2 protein-coding genes are annotated in these 22,248 nt (G+C 72.1%); both read right to left on the bottom strand.

The features are described 5' to 3' along the window. Positions 1 to 15,224 (bottom strand): type I polyketide synthase (locus ACFYOY_RS48070; protein WP_388594390.1); only part of this gene is annotated, 15,224 nt, incomplete at its 3' end. Positions 15,225 to 15,300: 76 nt separating this feature from the next. Further along, positions 15,301 to 22,248, bottom strand: a 6,948-nt coding sequence (locus ACFYOY_RS48065; RefSeq protein ID WP_388594387.1) for a type I polyketide synthase, incomplete at its 5' end; no start/stop codon positions are given.

The following is a 22,248-nucleotide window of genomic DNA, read 5'->3' as shown; positions in this document are numbered from 1 at the left end:
CCGATCCCCGCCGCGAACACCGGCGAGGACTCCAGCAGCCCCACCGCCATACCCGCCCACTGCGCACCCTGACCCGGGAACACAAACACCGAACGGCCAGTGGCTTCGGCGGCGCTCGCGCGGACCACGCCCGGCGCCTTCGTGCCCTGGGCCACCGCCTCCAGGCGCTCGAGGAGCTCCTCGCGGTCGGTGCCGGTCACCGCGGCCCGGTACTGGAACGCGGACCTGGTCGTCGCCAGGGAGAGTGCCACATCGGCCGTACGAAGCTCCGGGCGCTCGGCCACGAACTCCCGCAGCGTGGCCGCCTGGGCCTGCAGCGCGTCGCTGCTCTTGCCCGCCAGGACCCACGCCACCGGGCCGTCGACAACCTCGGCCTCGGCGGCCTCGGTGGTCTCGGCCGCCTCGATCTCCGGAGCCTGCTCCAGGATGGTGTGCACATTGGTGCCGCTCATGCCGAACGCCGACACACCCGCGCGCCGCGGATGCCCGGTCTCGGGCCATGGCCTGGCCTCGGCCAGCAGCTCGACGTCGCCCTCCGTCCAGTCCACGTGCGGCGAAGGCTCGTCGAGGTGCAGCGTCTTCGGCAGCACGCCGTGCCGCATCGCCATCACCATCTTGATGACGCCGCCCACGCCCGCGGCCGCCTGCGAGTGGCCGATGTTCGACTTGATGGCGCCCAGCATCAGCGGCCGGCCCTCGGGCCGCTCCTGGCCGTAGGTGGCCAGCAGCGCCTGCGCCTCGATCGGGTCGCCCAGCGAGGTACCCGTGCCGTGCGCCTCCACCGCGTCGACCTCGGCGGCCGACAGGCGGGCGTTCGCCAGCGCCTGCCGGATGACCCGCTGCTGCGAGGGGCCGTTGGGCGCCGTCAGACCGTTGGACGCACCGTCCTGGTTCACCGCGCTGCCGCGCACCACGGCGAGGATGGGGTGTCCGTTGCGGCGGGCGTCCGACAGCCGCTCGAGGACGAGCATGCCGACGCCTTCGGCCCAGCTGGCGCCGTCCGCGGCGGCTGAGAAGGGCTTGCTGCGTCCGTCGGAGGCGAGCGCACGCTGCCGGCTGAACTCGACCAGCGACATCGGGGTGGACATCACCGTCACACCACCCGCCAGCGCCAGCGAGCACTCGCCCTGGCGCAGCGCCTGCCATGCGAGGTGCAGGGCGACCAGCGACGACGAGCACGCGGTGTCCACCGTCATGGCGGGCCCCTCAAGGCCCATGGTGTAGGAGATACGGCCCGAGAGCACGCTCGGCGAGACACCGGTGCCGACGAGGCCCTCGACCGCTTCCTTGGATCCGGCGAGGACACCACCGTAGTCCTGGTAGGTCACGCCCGCGAAGACGCCGGTCTGGCTGCCCTTCGCCGAGAGCGGGTCGATACCGGCCCGCTCCAGCGCCTCCCAGGAGGTTTCCAGCAGCAGACGGTGCTGCGGGTCCATCGCGATCGCCTCACGCGGCGAAATCCCGAAGAAGGCCGGGTCGAACTGGCTGGCGCCGTGCAGGAAGCCACCTTCCTGCGTGTAGCACTTGCCGGGCTCGTCCGGGTCCGGGTCGTAGAGGTTCTCCACGTCCCAGCCGCGGTCCGTCGGGAAGGGCGAGATGCCGTCCCGGCCCTGGGCGACGAGGTCCCACAGATCCTCCGGGGTGGCCACCCCTCCGGGATAGCGGCAGCTCATCCCCACGATCACGATCGGCTCGTCGCTGTCCGCCACCGCGACCGGCACCGGCTGCCGCGCCCCGGTCAGCGCGCCGAGGACCTCGGCACGGGCGAACTTCGCCAGTTCGACGGGGGTCGGGTAGTCGAACACGGCCGTCGCCGGGAGGCGCAGGCCGATGGCCTTGCTCACCCGGTTGCGGAACTCGACGGCGGTCAGCGAGCTGAAGCCGAGGTCCTTGAACGCCTGCGAGCCCTGGACCTGGTCGGCGGAGGCGTGTCCGAGCACCGCCGCGACATGTATGCGGACCACATCGAGCAGCACACGGTCCTGCTCGGGCTCGGAGAGACCGGCCAGCCGCTCCCGCAGCGCGGCGAGCGGTCCGGACCCGGACTCGGGCCCGCCCCGCTGGGCGGTGCGCCGTGCGGTCCTGCGTCGACGGGCAGGCATGGCGGTGGTCTCCTCCACGGGGGTTTCGGTGGCCACGGGGGATTCGGTGGCCGTCGGCGCCTCGGCGCTCGCCTCGGGCGAGACGGCGGGCTCCGGCAGGGTCTCGGTCGTCTCCGCCGCCGGGAGTTCCGGCTGGTCCGTGGCGACCTGGCGCAACGTCAGCGTGTCGGCGCAGACCACGGCCTCGCCGACTCCGTCGACCGCGGCCAGTGAGAGGGTCTCCGGGCCCGTGCGGGCGAGCCGGACACGCAGCTCGGAGGCGCCGGAGGCGTACAGCGACACCCCGGCCAGGCTGAACAGGATGCGGCCGCGTCCCACACCGTCCAGCACTCCGAGGCCCAGCGGCTGCAACGCCGCGTCCAGAAGGGCCGGGTGCAGCCCGAACCGCTCGGCGTCCGCAACGGACTCCTCGGCCAGGCTGATCTCGGCGAACACCTCGTCATCGCGCTGCCACACCGCTCGCAGGCCACGGAAGGAGGGTCCGTATTCGAGGCCGCTTTCGGCGAGCAGCTCGTACAGGCCGTCCACGTCGACACGCTCGGCGCCGGACGGGGGCCATGCGGCGGAGGCGAAGCGCACCGCTCCTTCGGCGGTCGCGGCGTCCTCCGGCTCCGGGGCGAGCACACCGCTGGCGTGGCAGATCCACTCGTCCTCGTCCTCGTCCACCGGCTCGGCCACGCGCGAGTACATCTCCAGCGAACGGGTGCCGAACTCGTCCTCCTCGCCGAGGACGAGCTGAATCTGGACTCCGCTCCCTCGGGGAAGGACCAGCGGCGCCTGGCTGACGAGCTCTTCCACATGGCCGAGGCCGACCTCGTCACCGGCGCGGATCGCCAGTTCCACGAGGGCCGTGGTGGCCAGGACCGCCTCGCCGCGCAGGACATGGTCCGCCAGCCAGGGCTGGGTGTGCAGCGAGAGCGTTCCGGTGAAGACCAGGCTGTCGGTGCCCGCGAGGGGGACGGCTCCGCCCAGCAGCGGGTGATCGGCGGGGTCGAGGCCGAAGGCGGCGGCGTCTCCCGCCGCGGTGCCGGCCTCCAGCCAGTAACGCTGGTGCTGGAACGCGTAGGTGGGCAGGTCCACGCGGCGGGCGCCGCGTCCGGCGAAGAAGGCCCGCCAGTTGACGGTTTCGCCGTGGACGTGTGTTTCGGCGAGGGCCGCGACGAGCGCCTGCGTCTCGGGACGGTCCTTGCGCAGCACCGGGACCAGCAGGGGGGCCGGTGCGTCCTCGGCGGCGATGTCGTCGACCGGTTCGGTCAGGCAGTCCTGGGCCATCGCGGACAGCACGCCGTCGGGACCCACCTCGATGTAGGTGGTGACGCCCTGGGCTTCGAGGGTCCGCAGCCCGCCCAGGAAGCGGACGGTCTCGCGCACGTGCCGCACCCAGTACTCCGGCGAGCACACCTCTTCGGCACCGGCCTGCTCACCGGTGACGTTCGAGATGAACGCGGTGGACGGGCCGTGGTAGGTGAGCGTCTCCGCGACCGCGCGGAAGCCGTCCAGCATGGCGTCCATGTGCGGGGAGTGGAAGGCGTGGCTGACCCGCAGGCGGCGGGTCTTGCGGCCCTGCTCCGCCCACTGTCCGGCGACCTCCAGCGCCGCTTCCTCGTCACCGGCGATGACCACGGCGTTCGGGCCGTTGACGGCGGCCATGCTCAGCTCGGCCTCACGCCCGGCGAGCGAACCGGCGATCTCCTCCTCCGACGCCTCGATGGCGACCATCGCGCCGCCCTCGGGCAGCGCCTGCATCAGACGGCCGCGGGCGGCCACCAGAGTGCAGGCGTCCTCCAGGGAGAACACCCCGGCAACGTGGGCGGCGGCGATCTCGCCGATGGAGTGGCCGATCAGCACATCCGGGGTGATGCCCCAGTGCTCCAGCAGCCGGAAGAGTGCCACCTCGATGGCGAAGAGCGCGGGCTGGGTGAAGGCCGTCTGGTCGAGCAGTGCGGCGTCCGCACTGCCCTCGGCCGCGAACATCACCTCCCGCAGCGGACGGTCCAGCACCACGTCCAGGTGTGCACACACCTCGTCCAGGGCGCGGGCGAACACCGGGAAGGCGTCGTACAGCTCCCGCCCCATGCCCAGGCGCTGCGCACCCTGACCGGTGAACAGGAACGCGGTCTTTCCGGCCTTGGCCGCCTGCCCCTGGACGATGCCGGGGGCGTCGTCGCCGGCGGCGACGGTCTCCAGGCCGCGCAGCAGCGTCTCGCGGTCGGTGCCCAGCAGCACCGCACGGTGCTCGAACACCGATCGCGTGGCGACCAGCGATTCGGCGATGTCCAGCACGCCGGGCTCGGCGCCTTCGGAAAGGTGGGCGCGCAGCCGCTCGGCCTGGGCGCGCAGGGCTTCCGGGCTCCGGGCGGAGAGCGCCCAGGGGGCCATGCCGTGGTCGTCGGCGGGGGCCTGGACGGGCTCCGTCTCGTCCTGGACCGGGGCCTGTTCGATGATGGTGTGCGCGTTGGTGCCGCTCACACCGAAGGCGGAGATACCCGCCCGGCGCGGCTGCTCGGTTTCGGGCCACGCGGCTGCCTCGGTCAGCAGCCGCACCTCGCCCGCCGACCAGTCCACCTCGCGTGACGGCTCATCCACATGCAGCGTCTGCGGCAACACCCCGTGCCGCATGGCCATCACCATCTTGATGACACCGGCGACACCGGCCGCGGCCTGGGTGTGACCGATGTTCGACTTGATCGATCCCAGCCAGAGCGGCAGGTCCTCCGGGCGTTCCTGACCGTAGGTGGCCAGCAGCGCCTGCGCCTCGATCGGGTCACCCAGCGTCGTTCCGGTGCCGTGTGCCTCGATCACCTGGACGTCGGCCGGCGACAGCTGGGCGTTGGCGAGGGCCTGGCGGATCACTCGCTGTTGCGAGGGGCCGTTGGGCGCCGTCAGACCGTTGCTCGCACCGTCCTGGTTGACGGCGGAGCCGCGCACGATCGCCAGCACCTGGTGGCCGTTGCGCTTGGCGTCCGACAGCCGCTCCACCAGCAGCATGCCCACGCCCTCGGACCAGCCGGTGCCGTCCGCGGCGTCCGCGAACGGCTTGCACCGGCCGTCGGGGGCGAGCCCGCGCTGGCGGCTGAACTCCACGAAGGCGGCCGGGCTGGTCATCACGGTGACGCCGCCGGCGAGCGCCATGGAGCACTCGCCCTGGCGCACCGCCTGCGCGGCCTGGTGCAGGGCGACCAGCGACGACGAGCACGCCGTGTCCACCGTCAGCGCGGGCCCCTCAAGACCGAACGTGTAGGAGATGCGGCCCGACACGACCGAAGTGGCGCTGCCGGTCAGCATCTGCCCTTCTAGACCCTCGGGGATCTCGTGCAGCCCCGTGCCGTAACCGGAGGTCGCGGCTCCGACATAGACACCGATCTGGCTGCCGCGCATGGACGCCGGGTCGATACCGGCCCGCTCGAACGCCTCCCACGAGGTCTCCAGCAGCAGCCTCTGCTGCGGGTCCATGGCGAGCGCCTCGCGCGGTGAGATCCCGAAGAACGCCGCGTCGAACTCGCTCGCCCCGTCGAGGAACCCGCCCTCGCGGGCGTAGAAGGTGCCCGACCGCTCCGGGTCGGGGTCGTACATCCCCTCGACATCCCATCCACGGTCGGAGGGGAAGTCCGTGATGGCGTCCGTACCGGCCGCCACGAGGTTCCACAGCTCCTCCGGGCTGCGCACACCGCCCGGGAAGCGGCAGCTCATCCCGACGATCGCGATCGGGTCGTCGTCGGCCGGGACCGCCACCGCCGACGGCGCGGCCACCGCGTCCCGCGTCCCCAGCACCTCGGCACGCAGATGGCCCGCCAGCACCGTGGCGCTCGGGTAGTCGAAGACCAGCGTGGCCGGCAGCACCAGCCCGGTCTCCGCGTTCAGCCGGTTGCGGAACTCAACGGCCGTCAGCGAGTCGAAGCCCAGCTCCTTGAACGCACGGCCGGGCTCGACCGCCTCCGCACCCGCGAAGCCGAGGACGGCCGCGGCGTGGGCACGCACCAGGTCGAGCAGGGTCCGGTCGATCTCGGCCTCGGTGAGCCCCGCCAGGCGCTCCCGCAGTGCCGAACCGGTAGCGGTGCCTTCGGCGTTGCCGGCGTTCGCCAGCGCCCGCTGGACCTCGGGCAGATCGCCGAGGAGCGGGCTCGGCCGCCCGATCGTGAACGCGGGGGCGAATCGCTCCCAGTCCACATCGGCGACCGTGACCACACCGTCGTCACCCGCGACCGCTCCCTGCAGCGCGGCGATCGCCAGGCCGGGCACCATCGCGGGCAGACCGCGACGCGCCAGATGGTCGGCCTCGTCCCCGGCCGCCATGCCGCCCTCGGCCCAGGGGCCCCAGGCAACGGCCGTACCGGCGAGACCCCGGGCCCGGCGGTCCTCCACCAGCGCGTCCAGGTAGGCGTTGGCCGCACCGTAGGCGGCCTGGCCGCCACTGCCCCACACACCGGCGATCGAGGAGAAGACCACGAACGCGTCCAGCTCACGGTCACCCAGCAGCTCGTCCAGGTTGACGGCGCCGGCCACCTTGCCGGAGACCACGGCGGCGGCATCGGCCAGCCCGGTCTCGGCCAGCGGCCCGGCTCCATTGGCGCCCGCCGCGTGCACCACGGCCGTCAGCGGATGCTCCTGCGGCACCGCGTCCAGCACCGCGGCCAGCTGCTCACGGTCGGCCACATCGCAGGCCGCCACGGTCACCCGGGCGCCCAGCGCCTCGAGCTCCTCGCGCAGCTCGGGCGCGCCCGGCGCCTCGAGACCGCGACGGCTGGTCAGCACCAGGTGCTCGGCGCCGTTGCGCACCAGCCAGCGTGCCACCTGCCCGCCCAGCGCGCCCGTGCCACCGGTCACCAGCACCGTGCCACGCGCCCGCCATGTCGTCCCGTCGGCAACGGGAGCGGCGGACCGGGCCAGACGGCGGGCGAACACGCCGGAGCCGCGCACCGCCACCTGGTCCTCGACGACCTCGGTGGCCTCGGTGGCCAGCACACCGGCCAGCCGCGCGACCGCACGCTCGTCCAGTGACTCGGGCAGGTCGACCAGACCGCCCCACAGCTGCGGCAGCTCCAGCGCGGCCACCCGGCCGAGCGCCCACACCATCGCCTGCTTCGGGTGACTGAGCCTTTCGGAGCGGCCCACCGACACGGCGCCGCGCGTACCGCACCACAGCGGAGCTTCGATACCGGCGTCGGCCATGGCCCGCACCAGTGTCAGCGTCAGGGCGAGACCACTGGGGAGCGCGGAGTGTCCCGGGCAGGGCTCCTCGTCCAGGGCGAGCAGCGACAACACGCCGCCCAGTGCGGGCGCGTCGGCGGCCGCCTCACGCAGCCGCTCCCCCAGCGCCTCGGCGTCGAGGTCCCGCTCGTCGGCCACCAGCGACACCACGCCCGCGCCCTGCCGCTCGAGCCCGGAGAGAACCTCCGTCACCAGCTCGTCCTCGGCACGGGACGCCGGAACCACTACCAGCCACGTCCCCGACAGCGACCCATCGGCCACGTCCGAGACCGGTTTCCAGGCCACCCGGTAGCGCCAGTTGTCGATCGTGGACTGGTCACGCCGGTTGCGGTGGTACGTGGACAGGGCGGGCAGCACCGCGCTCAGCGGCGTCTCGCCGTCGACGTCGAGCGTCTCGGCGAGCGCTTCGAGATCCTCGCGCTCGACCGCTTCCCAGAACCGCGCGTCCACCGAGTCGACGGCGCTCGACGCGCCCAAGCCGTTCAGGGAGATGGACACCTCGGGCCAGAACCGCTCGCGCTGGAAGGCGTACGTCGGCAGCTCCACCATCCGCGCACCGCGCCCGGCGACCACGGACTCCCACTCCACCGAGGCTCCGTGGACGTGGAGTTCGGCCAGCGCCATCGTCAGCGCCTGGGCCTCGGGACGGTCCTTGCGCAGCACCGGCACCATGGCCGAGGCCGCGGTCTGGTCCTCCGTCAGGCAGTCCCGCGCCATCGCGGAGAGCACACCATCGGGGCCGACCTCCAGGAACCTGGTGACGCCCTGGGCGGTGAGTGCCCGCATGCCGTCCGCGAACCGCACCGACTCCCGGACGTGGCGCACCCAGTACTCCGGCGAGCACACCTCGTCGCGGCTCGCCGCCTCGCCCGTCACATTGGAGACCAGGGCGATGGACGGTGGCTGGAAGGACAGGCCCGCGACGACGTCACGGAAGTCGTCCAGCATCGCGTCCATGCGAGGCGAGTGGAACGCGTGGCTGACCCGCAGCCGGCGGGTCTTACGGCCCTGCTCCGCCCACTGCCCCGCGATCTCCAGCGCCGCTTCCTCATCGCCCGCGATCACCACGGCCGTCGGGCCGTTCACCGCGGCGATGCTCACCTCGGTCTCACGGCCGGCCAGCGACGGAGCAATCTCCTCCTCCGACGCCTGGATGGCGATCATGGCCCCGCCCTCGGGCAGCGCCTGCATCAGACGGCCGCGGGCGGCCACCAGAGTGCAGGCGTCCTCCAGGGAGAACACCCCGGCAACGTGGGCGACGGCGATCTCGCCGATGGAGTGGCCGATCAGCACATCCGGGGTGATGCCCCAGTGCTCCAGCAGCCGGAAGAGCGCCACCTCGATGGCGAACAGCGCGGGCTGAGTGAACGCCGTCTGGTCCAGCAGCGCGGCGTCCGCGCTCCCCTCCGCCGCGAACACCACCTCCCGCAGCGGACGGTCCAGCACCACATCCAGGTGCGCACACACCTCGTCCAAGGCGCGCGCGAACACCGGGAAGCCGTCGTACAGCTCCCGCCCCATGCCCACGCGCTGCGCACCCTGACCCGAGAACAGGAAGGCCGACTTTCCAGCCGTTACGGCCTCCCCCTGGACGACTCCCGAGGCGATTCCGCCCTGCGCGAGAGCCTCCAGGCCGCGCAGCAGGGTCTCCCGGTCCTCACCCACCAGCACGGCACGGTGCTCGAACACCGACCTGGACGCCAAGGTGTGCCCGACATCGAGCACGCCGACGTCCTCCCGGGCCGCCACATGCTCGTACAGCCGCTCGGCCTGTGCCCGCAGTGCCTCCCGGCTCTTCCCGGACACCAGCCACGGCACCACGGCCACCGACACCGGCGCCTCGGGGGTCGCTTCCGGGGCCACGGCCTCTTCCAGGGCAGGAGCCTGCTCGAGGATGGTGTGGGCGTTGGTCCCGCTCAGTCCGAACGAGGAGATACCCGCCCGCCGCGGCCGGCCCGTCTCCGGCCACGCGGTGGCCTCCGTCAGCAGCCGCACCTCACCGGCCGACCAGTCCACCTCCCGCGACGGCTCGCCGACATGCAGCGTCTGCGGCAGCACGCCCTCACGCATGGCCATCACCATCTTGATGACCCCGGCCACACCCGCCGCCGCCTGCGTGTGACCGATGTTGGACTTGATGGCGCCCAGCCACAGCGGGCGCCCCTCCGGCCGCTCCTGGCCGTAGGTGGCCAGCAGCGCCTGCGCCTCGATCGGGTCACCCAGCGTCGTACCGGTGCCGTGCGCCTCGACCGCGTCCACCTCGGCGGCCGACAGCCCGGCACTCGCCAGCGCCTGACGGATCACCCGCTGCTGCGACGGACCGTTCGGCGCCGTCAGACCGTTGGACGCACCGTCCTGGTTGACGGCCGAGCCGCGCACGACGGCCAGCACCGGGTGACCGTTGCGCCGCGCGTCCGACAGCCGCTCCACCAGTAGCATGCCGACACCCTCGGACCAGCCGGTGCCATCCGCGCCCTCCGCGAACGGCTTGCACCGACCATCGGGCGCCAGCCCGCGCTGACGGCTGAACTCCACAAAGGCGCCCGGGGTCGACATCACCGACACACCACCGGCGAGCGCCAGATCGCACTCGCCCTGACGCAGCGCCTGCGCCGCGAGATGCAGCGCCACCAGCGACGAAGAACACGCCGTGTCCACCGTCATCGCCGGCCCCTCGAGGCCGAACGTGTACGAGATACGGCCGGACACCACACTGGCCGCGCTGCCCGTGCCCACATGGCCACCGAAGTCCTCGGGGGCGTCGAGCATGATTGTGGAGTAGTCCTGGCCGTTGGTGCCGACGAACACACCGGTCCGGGTGCCCCGCAGCTTGGCCGGCTTGACGCCCGCGTACTCGAACGCCTCCCAGGAGGTCTCCAGCAGCAGCCGCTGCTGCGGGTCCATGGCGACCGCCTCGCGCGGCGAGATGCCGAAGAACACCGGGTCGAACTGGGGTGCTCCGTAGAGGAAGCCGCCCTCGCGGGCGTAGAAGGTGCCCGGGTGCTCGGGGTCCGGGTGGTACATCCCCTCGACGTCCCAGCCACGGTCTCCGGGGAACCCGGCGATGCCGTCGCCACCCTCGGCCAGGAGGCGCCACAGGTCCTGCGGGGTCTCGACGCCTCCGGGGAAGCGGCAGCTCATCGCCACGATCGCGATGGGGTCGTCGTCGTCCGCACGCACACGATGCGACACCGCGGCGGTGGCCGCTTCGGTGTGGGCTCCGCCGAGCTCCTGCCGCAGATGGCCGGCGAGCACCTCGGCGGTCGGGTAGTCGAAGACGAGGGTCGACGGCAGGCGCAGTCCGGTGGCCAGGTCGAGCCGGTTGCGCAGCTCGATGGCCGTGAGGGAGTCGAACCCGAGGTCCCGGAAGGCACGGCCGGGCTCGACGGCGTCCGCCGAGAAGTGGCCGAGCGCCGAGGCCGCGTGGGTGCGGATGAGGTCCAGGAGGACGCCTTGCTGTTCGGCGCCCGAGAGTCCGGCCAGTTGTTCCCGCAGGCCGGATCCCGGCTCTGTGCGGGCGGTGGCACCGCCCGAGGCGGCCAGGAGTTCACGCGCTTCGGGGATGTCGCTCACGAGGGCGCTGGGGCCCGCGCTCAGCATCGAGGCCATACCGGCCCAGTCGATGTCGGCCACGACCAGCGCGGGCTCGTCCTGGCCGACGGCCCAGCGCAGCGTGTCCACGGCCAGCGAGGGAGTCATCGGGGGCAGTGGCCCGCCACGCATCCGCTCCCCGGCGCGGCCGCTCGCGGCCATGCCGCTCTCGGCCCACGGGCCCCAGGCGACCGCGGTGGCGGCCAGGCCCTGGGCGCGGCGCCGCTGCGCCAGCGCGTCCAAGTAGGCGTTGGCCGCCGCGTAGGCGGCCTGGCCCGCGCCGCCGACGACGCCGGCGAAGGAGGAGAACAGCACGAACGCGTCGAGCGACAGTCCTTCGGTCAGCTCGTGCAGATGCCGCGCGCCCTCCACCTTCGCGGTCAGGGTCCCGGCGAGCTGGTCGACGGTCAGGCCGTCCAGCACACCGTCGTCCAGGATGCCCGCCGCGTGCACGACGGCGCTCAGCGGATACCGCTCGGGGATGGCGGCCAGCACCGCGGCGAGGGCGTCACGGTCGGCGGCGTCGCAGGCCGCGACGGTCACCTCGGCGCCCAGTTCTTCGAGCTCCGCCTTGAGCTCCACAGCGCCTTCGGCCGCCGGGCCGCGACGGCTTGTCAGCACCACGTGTTCGGCGCCCTCGCGCACGGCCCAGCGCGCCACGTGCGCGCCCAGGGCGCCGGTGCCACCGGTCACCAGTACCGAGCCCCGGGGCCGCCACGCGCGCTCCGCCGACTCGTTTCCAGCGGTGACGCGGGACAGGCGCCGGGCGTACGCTCCGGAGCCGCGCACCGCCACCTGGTCCTCGCCGCCTTCGGCGGACAGCGTCCAGAGCAGCCGCGCGGCGGCGCGCTCGTCCAGCGTCTCGGGCAGATCGACGAGGCCGCCCCAGATCCGCGGGTGCTCCATGGCCGCCACCCGGCCAAGGCCCCATATTTCGGCCTGCGTTGTGCTCGTGAGCTGGTCGGAACGGCCCACCGAGACGGCACCGCGGGTGCCGCACCACAGGCGGGCTTCGATGTCCGCCTCGGCCAGGGCCCGCACCAGCATCAGTGTCAGCGCGAGTCCGCGGGAGACCACCGGGTGCTCGGTGCAGGGCCGCTCGTCCACACCTACCAGGGACAGCACACCGCCGATCCCGGGCAGACCGGTGGCGATCTCACGCAGCCGCTCGGCCAGTACGCCCGGGGCGAGGTCGTCCTCGTCCGCCACGACACGCACGACATCGGCACCGTGCCGCTGCAGGGCGGTGGACACCGACTCGGCGAACGCGTCATCGACACCGGAGGCGGGAAGAACCACGAGCCAGGTCCCCGACAGCGTGGCCGCGGGGTTCTCCGAGACGGGCTTCCACGAGATGCGGTACCGCCAGCCGTCGACCGTGGCCCGGTCGCGCTGCTGCCGGCGGTACGACGACAGGGCGGGCAGCAACGCGCCCAGCGAGCCGCCGTCGACGTCCAGCGCCTTCGCCAGCGCGCCCAGGTCCTCGCGCTCCACCGCGTCCCAGAACCGCGCGTCCACAGTGTCCGCGGCGGCGGAGCGACCCGACGCTCCGCTCGTGCTCTCCAGCCAGTAACGCTGACGCTGGAACGGGTACGTCGGCAGCTCCACCGTGCGGGCGCCCCGCCCGGCGAAGACCGTTTCCCAGTCCACCGCCGCACCGTGGACGTGGGCTTCGGTCAGCGCGGCCATCAGAGCCTGTGCGTCAGGGCGCTCCTTGCGCAGGACCGGCACCACGACCGGGGCCGAAACCGCCTCTCCGGTCAGGCACTCCCGCGCCATTGCCGAGAGCACACCGTCGGGGCCCACCTCCAGGTAGGCCGTGACGCCCTGCGCCTCCAGGGAGCGAACGCCGTCGGCGAAGCGCACGGCCTCCCTGACGTGCCGCACCCAGTACTCCGCGGAGCAGACCTCATCGGCCCCGACCGGCTCTCCCGTGACATTGGAGACCAGCGCCAGGGTGGGGGCCTGGAAGGACAGCCCGCGCACGACCTTGCGGAAGTCGTCCAGCATCGCGTCCATGCGAGGCGAGTGGAACGCGTGGCTGACCCGCAGCCGGCTCGTCTTGCGTCCTTGTTCCGACCACTGGGCGGCGATCTCCAGCGCCGCTTCCTCGTCACCGGCGATGACCACGGCGGTCGGGCCGTTGACGGCGGCGATGCTCACCTCGGCCTCACGGCCGGCCAGCGACGGAGCGATCTCCTCCTCCGACGCCTGTACCGCCACCATGGCGCCGCCCTCGGGCAGCGCCTGCATCAGACGGCCACGCGCCGCGATCAGCGTGCAGGCGTCCTCCAGGGAGAACACCCCCGCCACATGTGCGGCGGCGATCTCACCGATGGAGTGACCGATCAGCACATCCGGGGTGACACCGAAGTGCTCCAGCAGCCGGAAGAGCGCCACCTCGATGGCGAACAGCGCGGGCTGGGTGAACGCCGTCTGGTCCAGCAGCGCGGCCTCCGCGCTCCCCTCCGCCGCGAACACCACCTCCCGCAGCGGACGGTCCAGCAGCAGGTCGAGCCGCGCGCACACCTCGTCCAACGCACGGGCGAACACCGGGAACACCTCGTACAGCTCCCGGCCCATGCCCAGGCGCTGCGCACCCTGACCCGAGAACAGAAAAGCCGTCTTGACCACCGTTCCGGCCACACCCTGGACCACGCCAGGAGCGGCTTCACCGGTGGCGACCGCCTCGAGCCCGCGGAGGAGTTCCGCACGATGCGCGCCCGACACCACCGCACGGTGTTCGAACGTCGACCGTGCGGCAACCAGGGAGTGGCCGACGTCCAGGGGACTCAGCTCGGTCCGCTCGAGCAGGAACGCGCCGAGCCGTGCGGCCTGGGCCCGCAGAGCGTCCGCGCCACGAGCCGACAGCAGCCACGTGGCCACACCGCTGTCATGGTCGGAGACCGAGCTCGCCTCGGCCTCGTCCTCGTCGACCGGCGGGGCCTGCTCGATGATGGTGTGCGCGTTGGTACCGCTCACACCGAAGGCGGAGACACCGGCCCGGCGCGGCTGACCGGTCTCGGGCCACTCGGTGGCCTCCGTCAGCAGCCGCACCTCACCCGCCGACCAGTCCACCTGCCGCGACGGCTCATCCACATGCAGCGTTCGCGGCAACACCCCGTGCCGCATCGCCATGACCATCTTGATGATCCCGCCGACACCGGCGGCGGCCTGTGTATGACCGATGTTCGACTTCAGCGCGCCCAGCCACAGCGGACGGCCCTCCGGCCGCTCCTGGCCGTACGTCGCCAGCAGCGCCTGCGCCTCGATCGGGTCACCCAGGGACGTACCGGTCCCGTGGGCCTCCACCACGTCCACATCGGCCGGCGTCAGCCGGGCACTTGTCAGCGCGTCCCGGATGACCCGCTGCTGAGACGGACCGTTCGGCGCCGTCAGACCGTTGGACGCACCGTCCTGGTTGACGGCCGAGCCGCGCACGACGGCCAGCACCGGGTGACCGTTGCGCCGCGCGTCCGACAGCCGCTCCACCAGCAGCATGCCGACGCCCTCGGACCAGCCGGTGCCATCAGCGGAGTCCGCGAACGGCTTGCACCGACCGTCGGGCGCCAGCCCGCGCTGACGGCTGAATTCCACAAAGGCACTCGGGGTCGACATCACCGTCACACCACCGGCCAGCGCCAGGTCACATTCGCCCTGACGCAGCGCCTGTACCGCGAGATGGAGCGCCACCAGCGAAGAGGAACACGCCGTGTCCACCGTCACCGCGGGTCCTTCGAGACCGAAGGTGTACGCGATACGGCCTGATACGACGGATGCCGACGTGCCCGTCAGCAAATGGCCTTCGATTTCCTCCGGGAATTCGTCGACGTCCGCCCCGTAGCCGGAGGTCGAGGCACCCACGAAGACACCGCCCCGACGGCCCTTCACCGACCCCGGAGCGATGCCCGCACGCTCGAATGCCTCCCATGAGGTCTCCAGCAGCAACCGCTGCTGCGGGTCCATGGCAAGCGCCTCACGCGGCGAGATCCCGAAGAAGCCGGCGTCGAACTCGCCCGCGTCGTGCAGGAAACCGCCCTCGCGGGAATAGAAGGTGCCCGAGTGGTCGGGGTCCGGGTCGTACATCCCGTCCACGTCCCACCCACGGTTGGACGGGAATTCGGATATCGCGTCGCTACCGCCGGCCACCAGTTGCCACAGGTCCTCCGGGCTCCCCACCCCACCGGGAAAACGGCAGCTCATCGCCACGATCGCGATGGGGTCGGTCTCTCCTGCCTCCAGCTCACGCAGGCGTTGACGCGCCTGGTGCAGATCAGCCGTCACCCGCTTGAGATAGTCCCGGAGCCTATCTTCGTTCACCATGGAAACCTTGCCTATAACGAGTCAAAGAAGACTGAAGAATGGAAGGGCCGGAGAGAGATGTGCCCCGGGACCGCACTTAACTGAGCTCATTTTCGATGAAATCGAAGAGATCGTCATCGGATGCCGCGTCAAGCCGTTGGGTGACGCTTTCAGCGTTCGCCGCTCCGACTTCACCGCCGTTCAACTTGGCGAGAAGCACTTGGAGTCGGGTCGCGATGGCCGACCGCTCGGCATTGTCCGGCTCAGCCGTGGAGAGTGTTGCCTCAAGTCGTTCCAGATCCGCGATCAGCGGAGTGGAGGATGTCCCTTCGTCGGGGAGGACACCCGCTCGCACATGTTCTGCGAGTGCCCTTGAGTTTGGATAGTCGAAGACCAGCGTGGTGGATAGCCGCAGCCCGGTATCCGCGTTGAGTCGGTTGCGGAATTCTACCGCTGTGAGCGAGTCAAAGCCCAATTCCTTGAACGCCCGGTCCGATTCCACGCCTTCCATTCCCGAGAAACCGAGAACCGCGGCCGCATGACTGCGCACCAGGTCCAGCACGGCGCGCTCCCGCTCACCGGGGGCCAGTGCGGAGAGCCGTTCCCTCAACCGCGATCCGGCCTCCGCGTGGCTCTCTTCGGCGGCACGGGCCTGTTCCAGGGCGGATACGACCTCGGGCAGCTCGCCGATGAGCGGGCTCGGCCGCCCCATCGTGAACGCGGGGGCGAAGCGGTCCCAGTCCATGTCCGCGACCGTCACCACACCGTCGTCACCCGCGATCGCGCCCTGCAAGGCGGCGATCGCCAGGTCGGGCGCCATGCTGATCAAGCCGCGACGCGCCAGCTGTTCGCCTCCGCTTCCGGCCGCCATGCCGCTTTCGGCCCAGGGACCCCAGGCCACGGCGGTACCGGCGAGACCCCGGGCACGGCGGTCCTCCACCAAAGCGTCCAGATGGGCATTGGCCGCGCCGTATGCCGCCTGGCCGCCACTGCCCCACACACCGGCGATCGACGAGAACACCACGAACGCGTCCAGCTCCCGGTCGCCCAGCAGCTCATCCAGGCACGCCGCCCCCGCGGCCTTCCCGGACACCACCGCCGCCGCGTCCGCCAGACTCATTCCCTGAAGCTCGGCCGCCTGCTCAACACCCGCCGCATGGAACACCGCACTGAGCGGGAACTCCTCCGGAACGGATGCGAGAACACCAGCCACAGCCTCCCGATCGGTCACATCACACGCTGCCACGGTCACCCGGGCACCCAGCGCCTCCAGCTCCTCGCGCAGCTCCGCCGCCCCCGGCGCCTCGGCGCCACGGCGGCTGGTCAGCACCACATGCTCGGCACCCTGACCCACCACCCAGCGCGCCACCCGGCCGCCCAGCGCGCCCGTGCCGCCGGTCACCAGCACCGTGCCACGCGCCCGCCACGGCCGCTCCGCTCCCTCACCGGAATCGGCCCTCACCAGACGCCTGGCGAACACACCCGAACCACGCACCGCGACCTGGTCCTCGCCGTCCCCGGCCGAGAGCACACCGGCCAGCCGCGCCGCACCACGCTCGTCCAGCGACTCGGGCAGATCGACCAGACCACCCCACACCGCAGAGTGCTCCAGCCCCACCACCCGGCCCAGACCCCACACCTGCGACTGCACGGCACCGGCCAGAGCATCCCAACGCCCCACCGACACCGCACCACGCGTACCGCACCACAGCCGAGCCGGAACATCCACCTCAACCATCGCCTGCGCCAGCGTCAAACTCAGTGCGGAACCACCCGACAGCGCCGGATACCCGGGGCAGGGGTCCTCGTCCAAGGCCACCAGTGACAGGACGCCGCCCAGCTCAGGCAGGTCCGCGACCATCTCACGCAGCCGATCCGCCAGCACCTTCGCGTCCAGGTCGCGCTCATCCACCGCCAGCGAGACGACACCCGCACCATGCCGCTCCAACCCGGCGACAACCCCCGCCACCAGCTCATCCTCGGCACGGGACGCCGGAACCACCACCAGCCACGACCCCGACAACGACCCCTCGGCCACCTCCGGGACCGGCTTCCACGCCACCCGATAACGCCAGCCATCGATCGTCGACCGATCACGGCTGCTGCGGTGGTACGCCGACAGAGCCGGCAGCACCTGGCTCAGTGGGGCCTCGCCGTCGATGTCGAGCGCCTGGGCCAGCGCTTGGAGATCCTCGCGCTCGACCGCCTCCCAGAACCGCGCGTCGACCGAGTCCGCAGCCGCCGACGCGTCCCGGCTCCCCAGGGCAATGGACACCTCGGGCCAGAACCGCTCGCGCTGGAAGGCATACGTCGGCAGCTCGACCTGCCGTGCGCCACGGCCCGCGAAGACCGACTCCCAGTCCAACGAGACACCGCTGACGTGGAGTTCGGCCAGCGCCGTCGTCAACGCCCGTGCCTCGGAACGGTCCTTGCGCAGCACCGGGACGAGAACCGTGCCGGGGGTGTCCTCGGTCCCTTCCGCCAGGCAATCCTGGGCCATTGCCGTGAGCACACCGTCGGGACCTACCTCAAGGTACCTGGTCACACCCAACGCCTTAAGCGCACGTACTCCATCCGCGAACCGCACCGCCTCACGCACATGCCTCACCCAGTACTCGGGTGAGCACACCTCTGTCTCGGAAACCGGCCCACCAGTGACATTGGACACCAGCGTCATGGTCGGCGGCTCGAAGGAGAGCTCGCGGACCGCTTGGCCGAACGCGTCCAACATAATGTCCATAAGGCAAGAGTGAAACGCATGCGAGACCCGCAAACCCTTAGTCTTTCGACCCCTCGCCTCCCAGACACCCGCGACTTCCTGGACCGCGTGTGCATGGCCCGAGACCACCACGGCCGACGGACCGTTGACCGCGGCGATGCTCATCTCGTGCTCGCGGCCGGAGAGTGAGCCGGCGACCTCCTCTTCGGTCGCCTGGATTGCCACCATGGCGCCACCCCCGGGAAGCGCCTGCATCAAGCGGCCCCGGGCCGCGATCAGCGTGCACGCGTCCTCCAGTGAGAACACCCCGGCCACATGCGCGGCGGCGACCTCACCGATGGAGTGGCCGATCAGCACGTCCGGGGTGACACCGAAGTGCTCCAGCAGCCGGAACAACGCCACCTCGATGGCGAACAACGCCGGCTGGGTGAACGCCGTCTGGTCCAGCAGCTCGGCGTCCGCGCTCCCCTCCGCCGCGAACACCACCTCCCGCAGCGGACGGTCCAGCACCACATCCAGGTGCGCACACACCTCGTCCAGCGCACGGGCGAACACCGGGAAGGCGTCGTACAGCTCCCGGCCCATGCCCAGACGCTGCGCACCCTGACCCGAGAACAAGAACGCCGTCTTGCCACCCGTTACAGCCTGTCCCTGGACGACTCCCGAGCCGATTCCGCCCTGAGCCATCTCCTCGAGACCGCGCAGCAGCGCCTCGCGGTCCTCTCCGACCAGCACGGCCCGGTGCTCGAACACCGAGCGAGTCGCCAGCGAGCACCCCACGTCCAGCGCGTCGAGGTCGGCCTGGGCCGCCACATGCGCGTGCAGTCGCCCGGCCTGTGCCCGCAGCGCCTCCCGGCTCTTCCCGGAGACCAGCCACGGCACCACGGCCGTCGACTCGACCGGGCCGGGGGCCACGGTGTCCGAGACCGCGGGCTCCTCCACAGCGGGGGCCTGCTCGATGATGGTGTGCGCGTTGGTTCCGCTCAGTCCGAACGAGGAGATACCGGCCCGGCGCGGCCGGTCCGTCTCCGGCCACGCGGTGGCCTCGGTCAGCAGCCGTACCTCACCCGCCGACCAGTCCACCTGCCGCGACGGCTCGTCCACATGCAGCACCTTCGGCAGCACACCGTGCCGCATCGCCATCACCATCTTGATGACACCGGCCACGCCCGCCGCCGCCTGCGTATGGCCGATGTTCGACTTGATGGCGCCCAGCCACAGCGGGCTTCCCTCCGGCCGGCCCTGCCCGTAGGTGGCCAGCAGCGCCTGGGCCTCGATCGGGTCACCCAGCGAGGTACCCGTACCGTGCGCCTCCACCGCGTCCACCTCGGCGGCCGACAGCCCGGCACTCGCCAGCGCCTGACGGATCACCCGCTGCTGCGACGGACCGTTCGGCGCCGTCAGACCATTGGACGCACCGTCCTGGTTGATGGCCGAGCCACGGACCACGGCCAGCACCGGGTGACCGTTACGGCGGGCGTCCGACAGCCGCTCCACGAGCAGCATGCCCACGCCCTCGCCCCAGCCCGTGCCATCCGCCCCGTCGGAGAACGGCTTGCACCGACCGTCGGAAGCGAGTCCGCGCTGACGGCTGAACTCCACGAACGCACCCGGCGTCGACATCACCGACACACCACCGGCCAGCGCCAGATCGCACTCGCCCTGACGCAGCGCCTGCGCCGCGAGATGCAGCGCCACCAGCGACGACGAACACGCCGTGTCCACCGTCACCGCCGGCCCCTCGAGACCGAAGGTGTAGGAAATGCGTCCCGACACCACACTGGCCGCGCTGCCCGTGCCCAGATGGCCCTCGAGGTCACCTTGCGCGTCCGCCCACAGCCCCGTGTAGTCCTGGCCGTTCGTTCCCACGAACACACCCGCCCGGGCGCCCCTCAGCGCCTCCGGAGCGATACCGGCGCGCTCGAACGCCTCCCACGACGTCTCCAGCAGCAGCCGCTGCTGCGGGTCCATGGAGAGCGCCTCGCGCGGCGAGATCCCGAAGAACCCCGCGTCGAAGTCCGGGGCGCCGTAGAGGAAGCCGCCCTCGCGTGCGTAGGACGTGCCGAGCCGCTCGGGGTCGGGGTCGTACAGCCCGTCGAGGTCCCAACCGCGGTCGGCGGGGAACCCGGCGATGGCGTCGCCGCCCTCGGCGACCAGCCGCCACAGTTCCTCCGGTGTGTGGACATCCCCGGGGAAGTGGCAGCTCATCGCGACGATCGCGATCGGGTCATTGGCCACGGCAACGGCCGTCGGCTCGGCGGCTGCCACGGCCGGCTGGGCGGTGCCGAACGCCTCGGCGTCCAGGTAGTCGGCCAGTTCGGCGGCGCTCGGATAGTCGAAGACCAGCGTGGCCGGGAGACGCAGCCCCGTCGCGATGTCCAGCCGGTTGCGCAGCTCGACCGCCGTGAGGGAGTCGAACCCGAGGTCGCGGAAGGCCCGGCCGGGCTCGACGGACTCCGCCGACGCATGGCCGAGTACGGCGGCCGCGTGCCCCCGTACCAGTTCCAGCACGGCCTGGTTCCGCTCGGCCGCCGACAGCCCGGCGAGCTTCTCGGCGAAGGTGGCCGCTTCCGCCTCGGCACCGCTGTTGACCGCGGTCAGGTGCCTGAGGGCTTCGGGGATGTCACTGATGAGAGCGCCGCCGCCGGACGCGGCATGCGCCGAGGCCAGGCGCTCCCAGTCGACGTCGGCCACGACAAGCGAAGCCTCGTCATGGCCGACGGCCCAGCTGAGCGCCGCCACGGCCAGCGCCGGGTCCATCGCGGCCACCACACCACCGCGCACCCGTTCCCCGGCACGGCCCTCCACGGCCATACCGGCCTCGGCCCACGGCCCCCAGGCGACCGCCGTACCGGCGAGTCCGGCACCGCGGCGCAGCACCGCGAGCGCGTCCAGGTAGGCGTTCGCCGCCGCGTAGGCCCCCTGTCCGGCGCCGCCGACGACACCGGCGAACGACGAGAACAGCACGAAGGCGTCGAGATCCAGATGTGCGGTCAACTCGTGCAACTGCCTCGCGCCCGCCACCTTCGCGCCGAGCACCCCGGCGACCCGGTCGACGGACAGACCATCCAGCACACCGTCGTCCAGCACACCGGCCGCGTGCACCACGCCGCGCAGGGGGACTTGCTCGGGGATCCCCGCGAGCACCTCGGTGAGCGCTTCGCGATCCGCGACATCACAGGCGACCACCGAGACCAGCGCACCCATGGCCTCGAGTTCGGCCTTGAGCTGGGGCGCACCGTCGGCCGCCAGGCCGCGGCGGCTGGTGAGGACGACGTGCTCCGCGCCCTCGGCCACCGCCCAACGGGCCACATGCGCGCCCAACGCCCCCGTACCACCGGTCACCAGCACCGAGCCGCTCGGCCGCCAGGCATCGCCGCCCGACGACACGACACGCCCCAACCGACGGACGAACACTCCGGAGCCCCGCACCGCCGCCTGGTCCTCGCCGCCCTCGGCGGACAGCACACCGGCCAGCCGCCCGACGGCGCGCTCGTCGAGCACCTCGGGCAGATCCACCAGGCCACCCCAGATCCGGGGGTGCTCCAGGGCCGCGACCCGGCCGAGGCCCCACACCTCCGCCTGCACCGGGCTGGTGAGCCGGTCCGAACGCCCCACCGAGACCGCGCCCCGCGACGCGCACCACAGCCGAACGCCCACTTCCAGCCCGGCCACGGCCTGCACCAACCGCAGCGTCAGCGCGAGGCCCGCCGCGACCACCGGCTCCCCGGCGCACGGCTCCTCGTCCAGGGCGAGCAGCGACATCACGCCGACCTCGGACTCGCCGTCGAGTGCGCCGAGCAGTGCCTGGGCGAGCCCGTCGGTGTCCGTGTCCGGGGCCACCGCCACCGGCACCACCCGGGCGCCGTGCTTCTCGAACCCCTGGCGGATCGACGTGGTGACCGCGCCTTCCGCCAGTCCGGCGGGCACCACCAGCAGCCAGGTCCCCGAGAGAGAGGCGGTGGCCACGTCCGGGGCCGGCTTCCAGGAGACGCGGTAACGCCAGCCGTCGACCGTGGCCCGGTCACGCTGCTGCCGACGGTAGGACGACAGCGCGGGCATCAGCTCGCCGAGCGGGCCCTTGCCGTCGACGTCCAGCGCCTCGGCGAGCGCCTCCAGATCCTCTCGCTCAACGGCTTCCCAGAACCGGGCGTCCACGCTGTCGGCAGCGGCCGAGCCGCCTGTCGCCCCTCCCGTGTCCTCCAGCCAGTAGCGCTGTCGCTGGAAGGCATAGGTGGGCAGCTCGACCTTCCGCGCGCCACGTCCGGCGAAGAGCTGTTCCCAGTCCACTGCGACGCCGTGGACGTGGAGTTCGGCCAGCGCCGT

This window comes from Streptomyces sp. NPDC007875 (assembly GCF_042868035.1).
Taxonomy (GTDB): Bacteria; Actinomycetota; Actinomycetes; order Streptomycetales; family Streptomycetaceae; genus Streptomyces; species Streptomyces antimycoticus.
The sequence above is the reverse complement of the archived record's forward strand: the minus strand, read 5'-3'. Positions and strand labels throughout refer to the sequence as shown.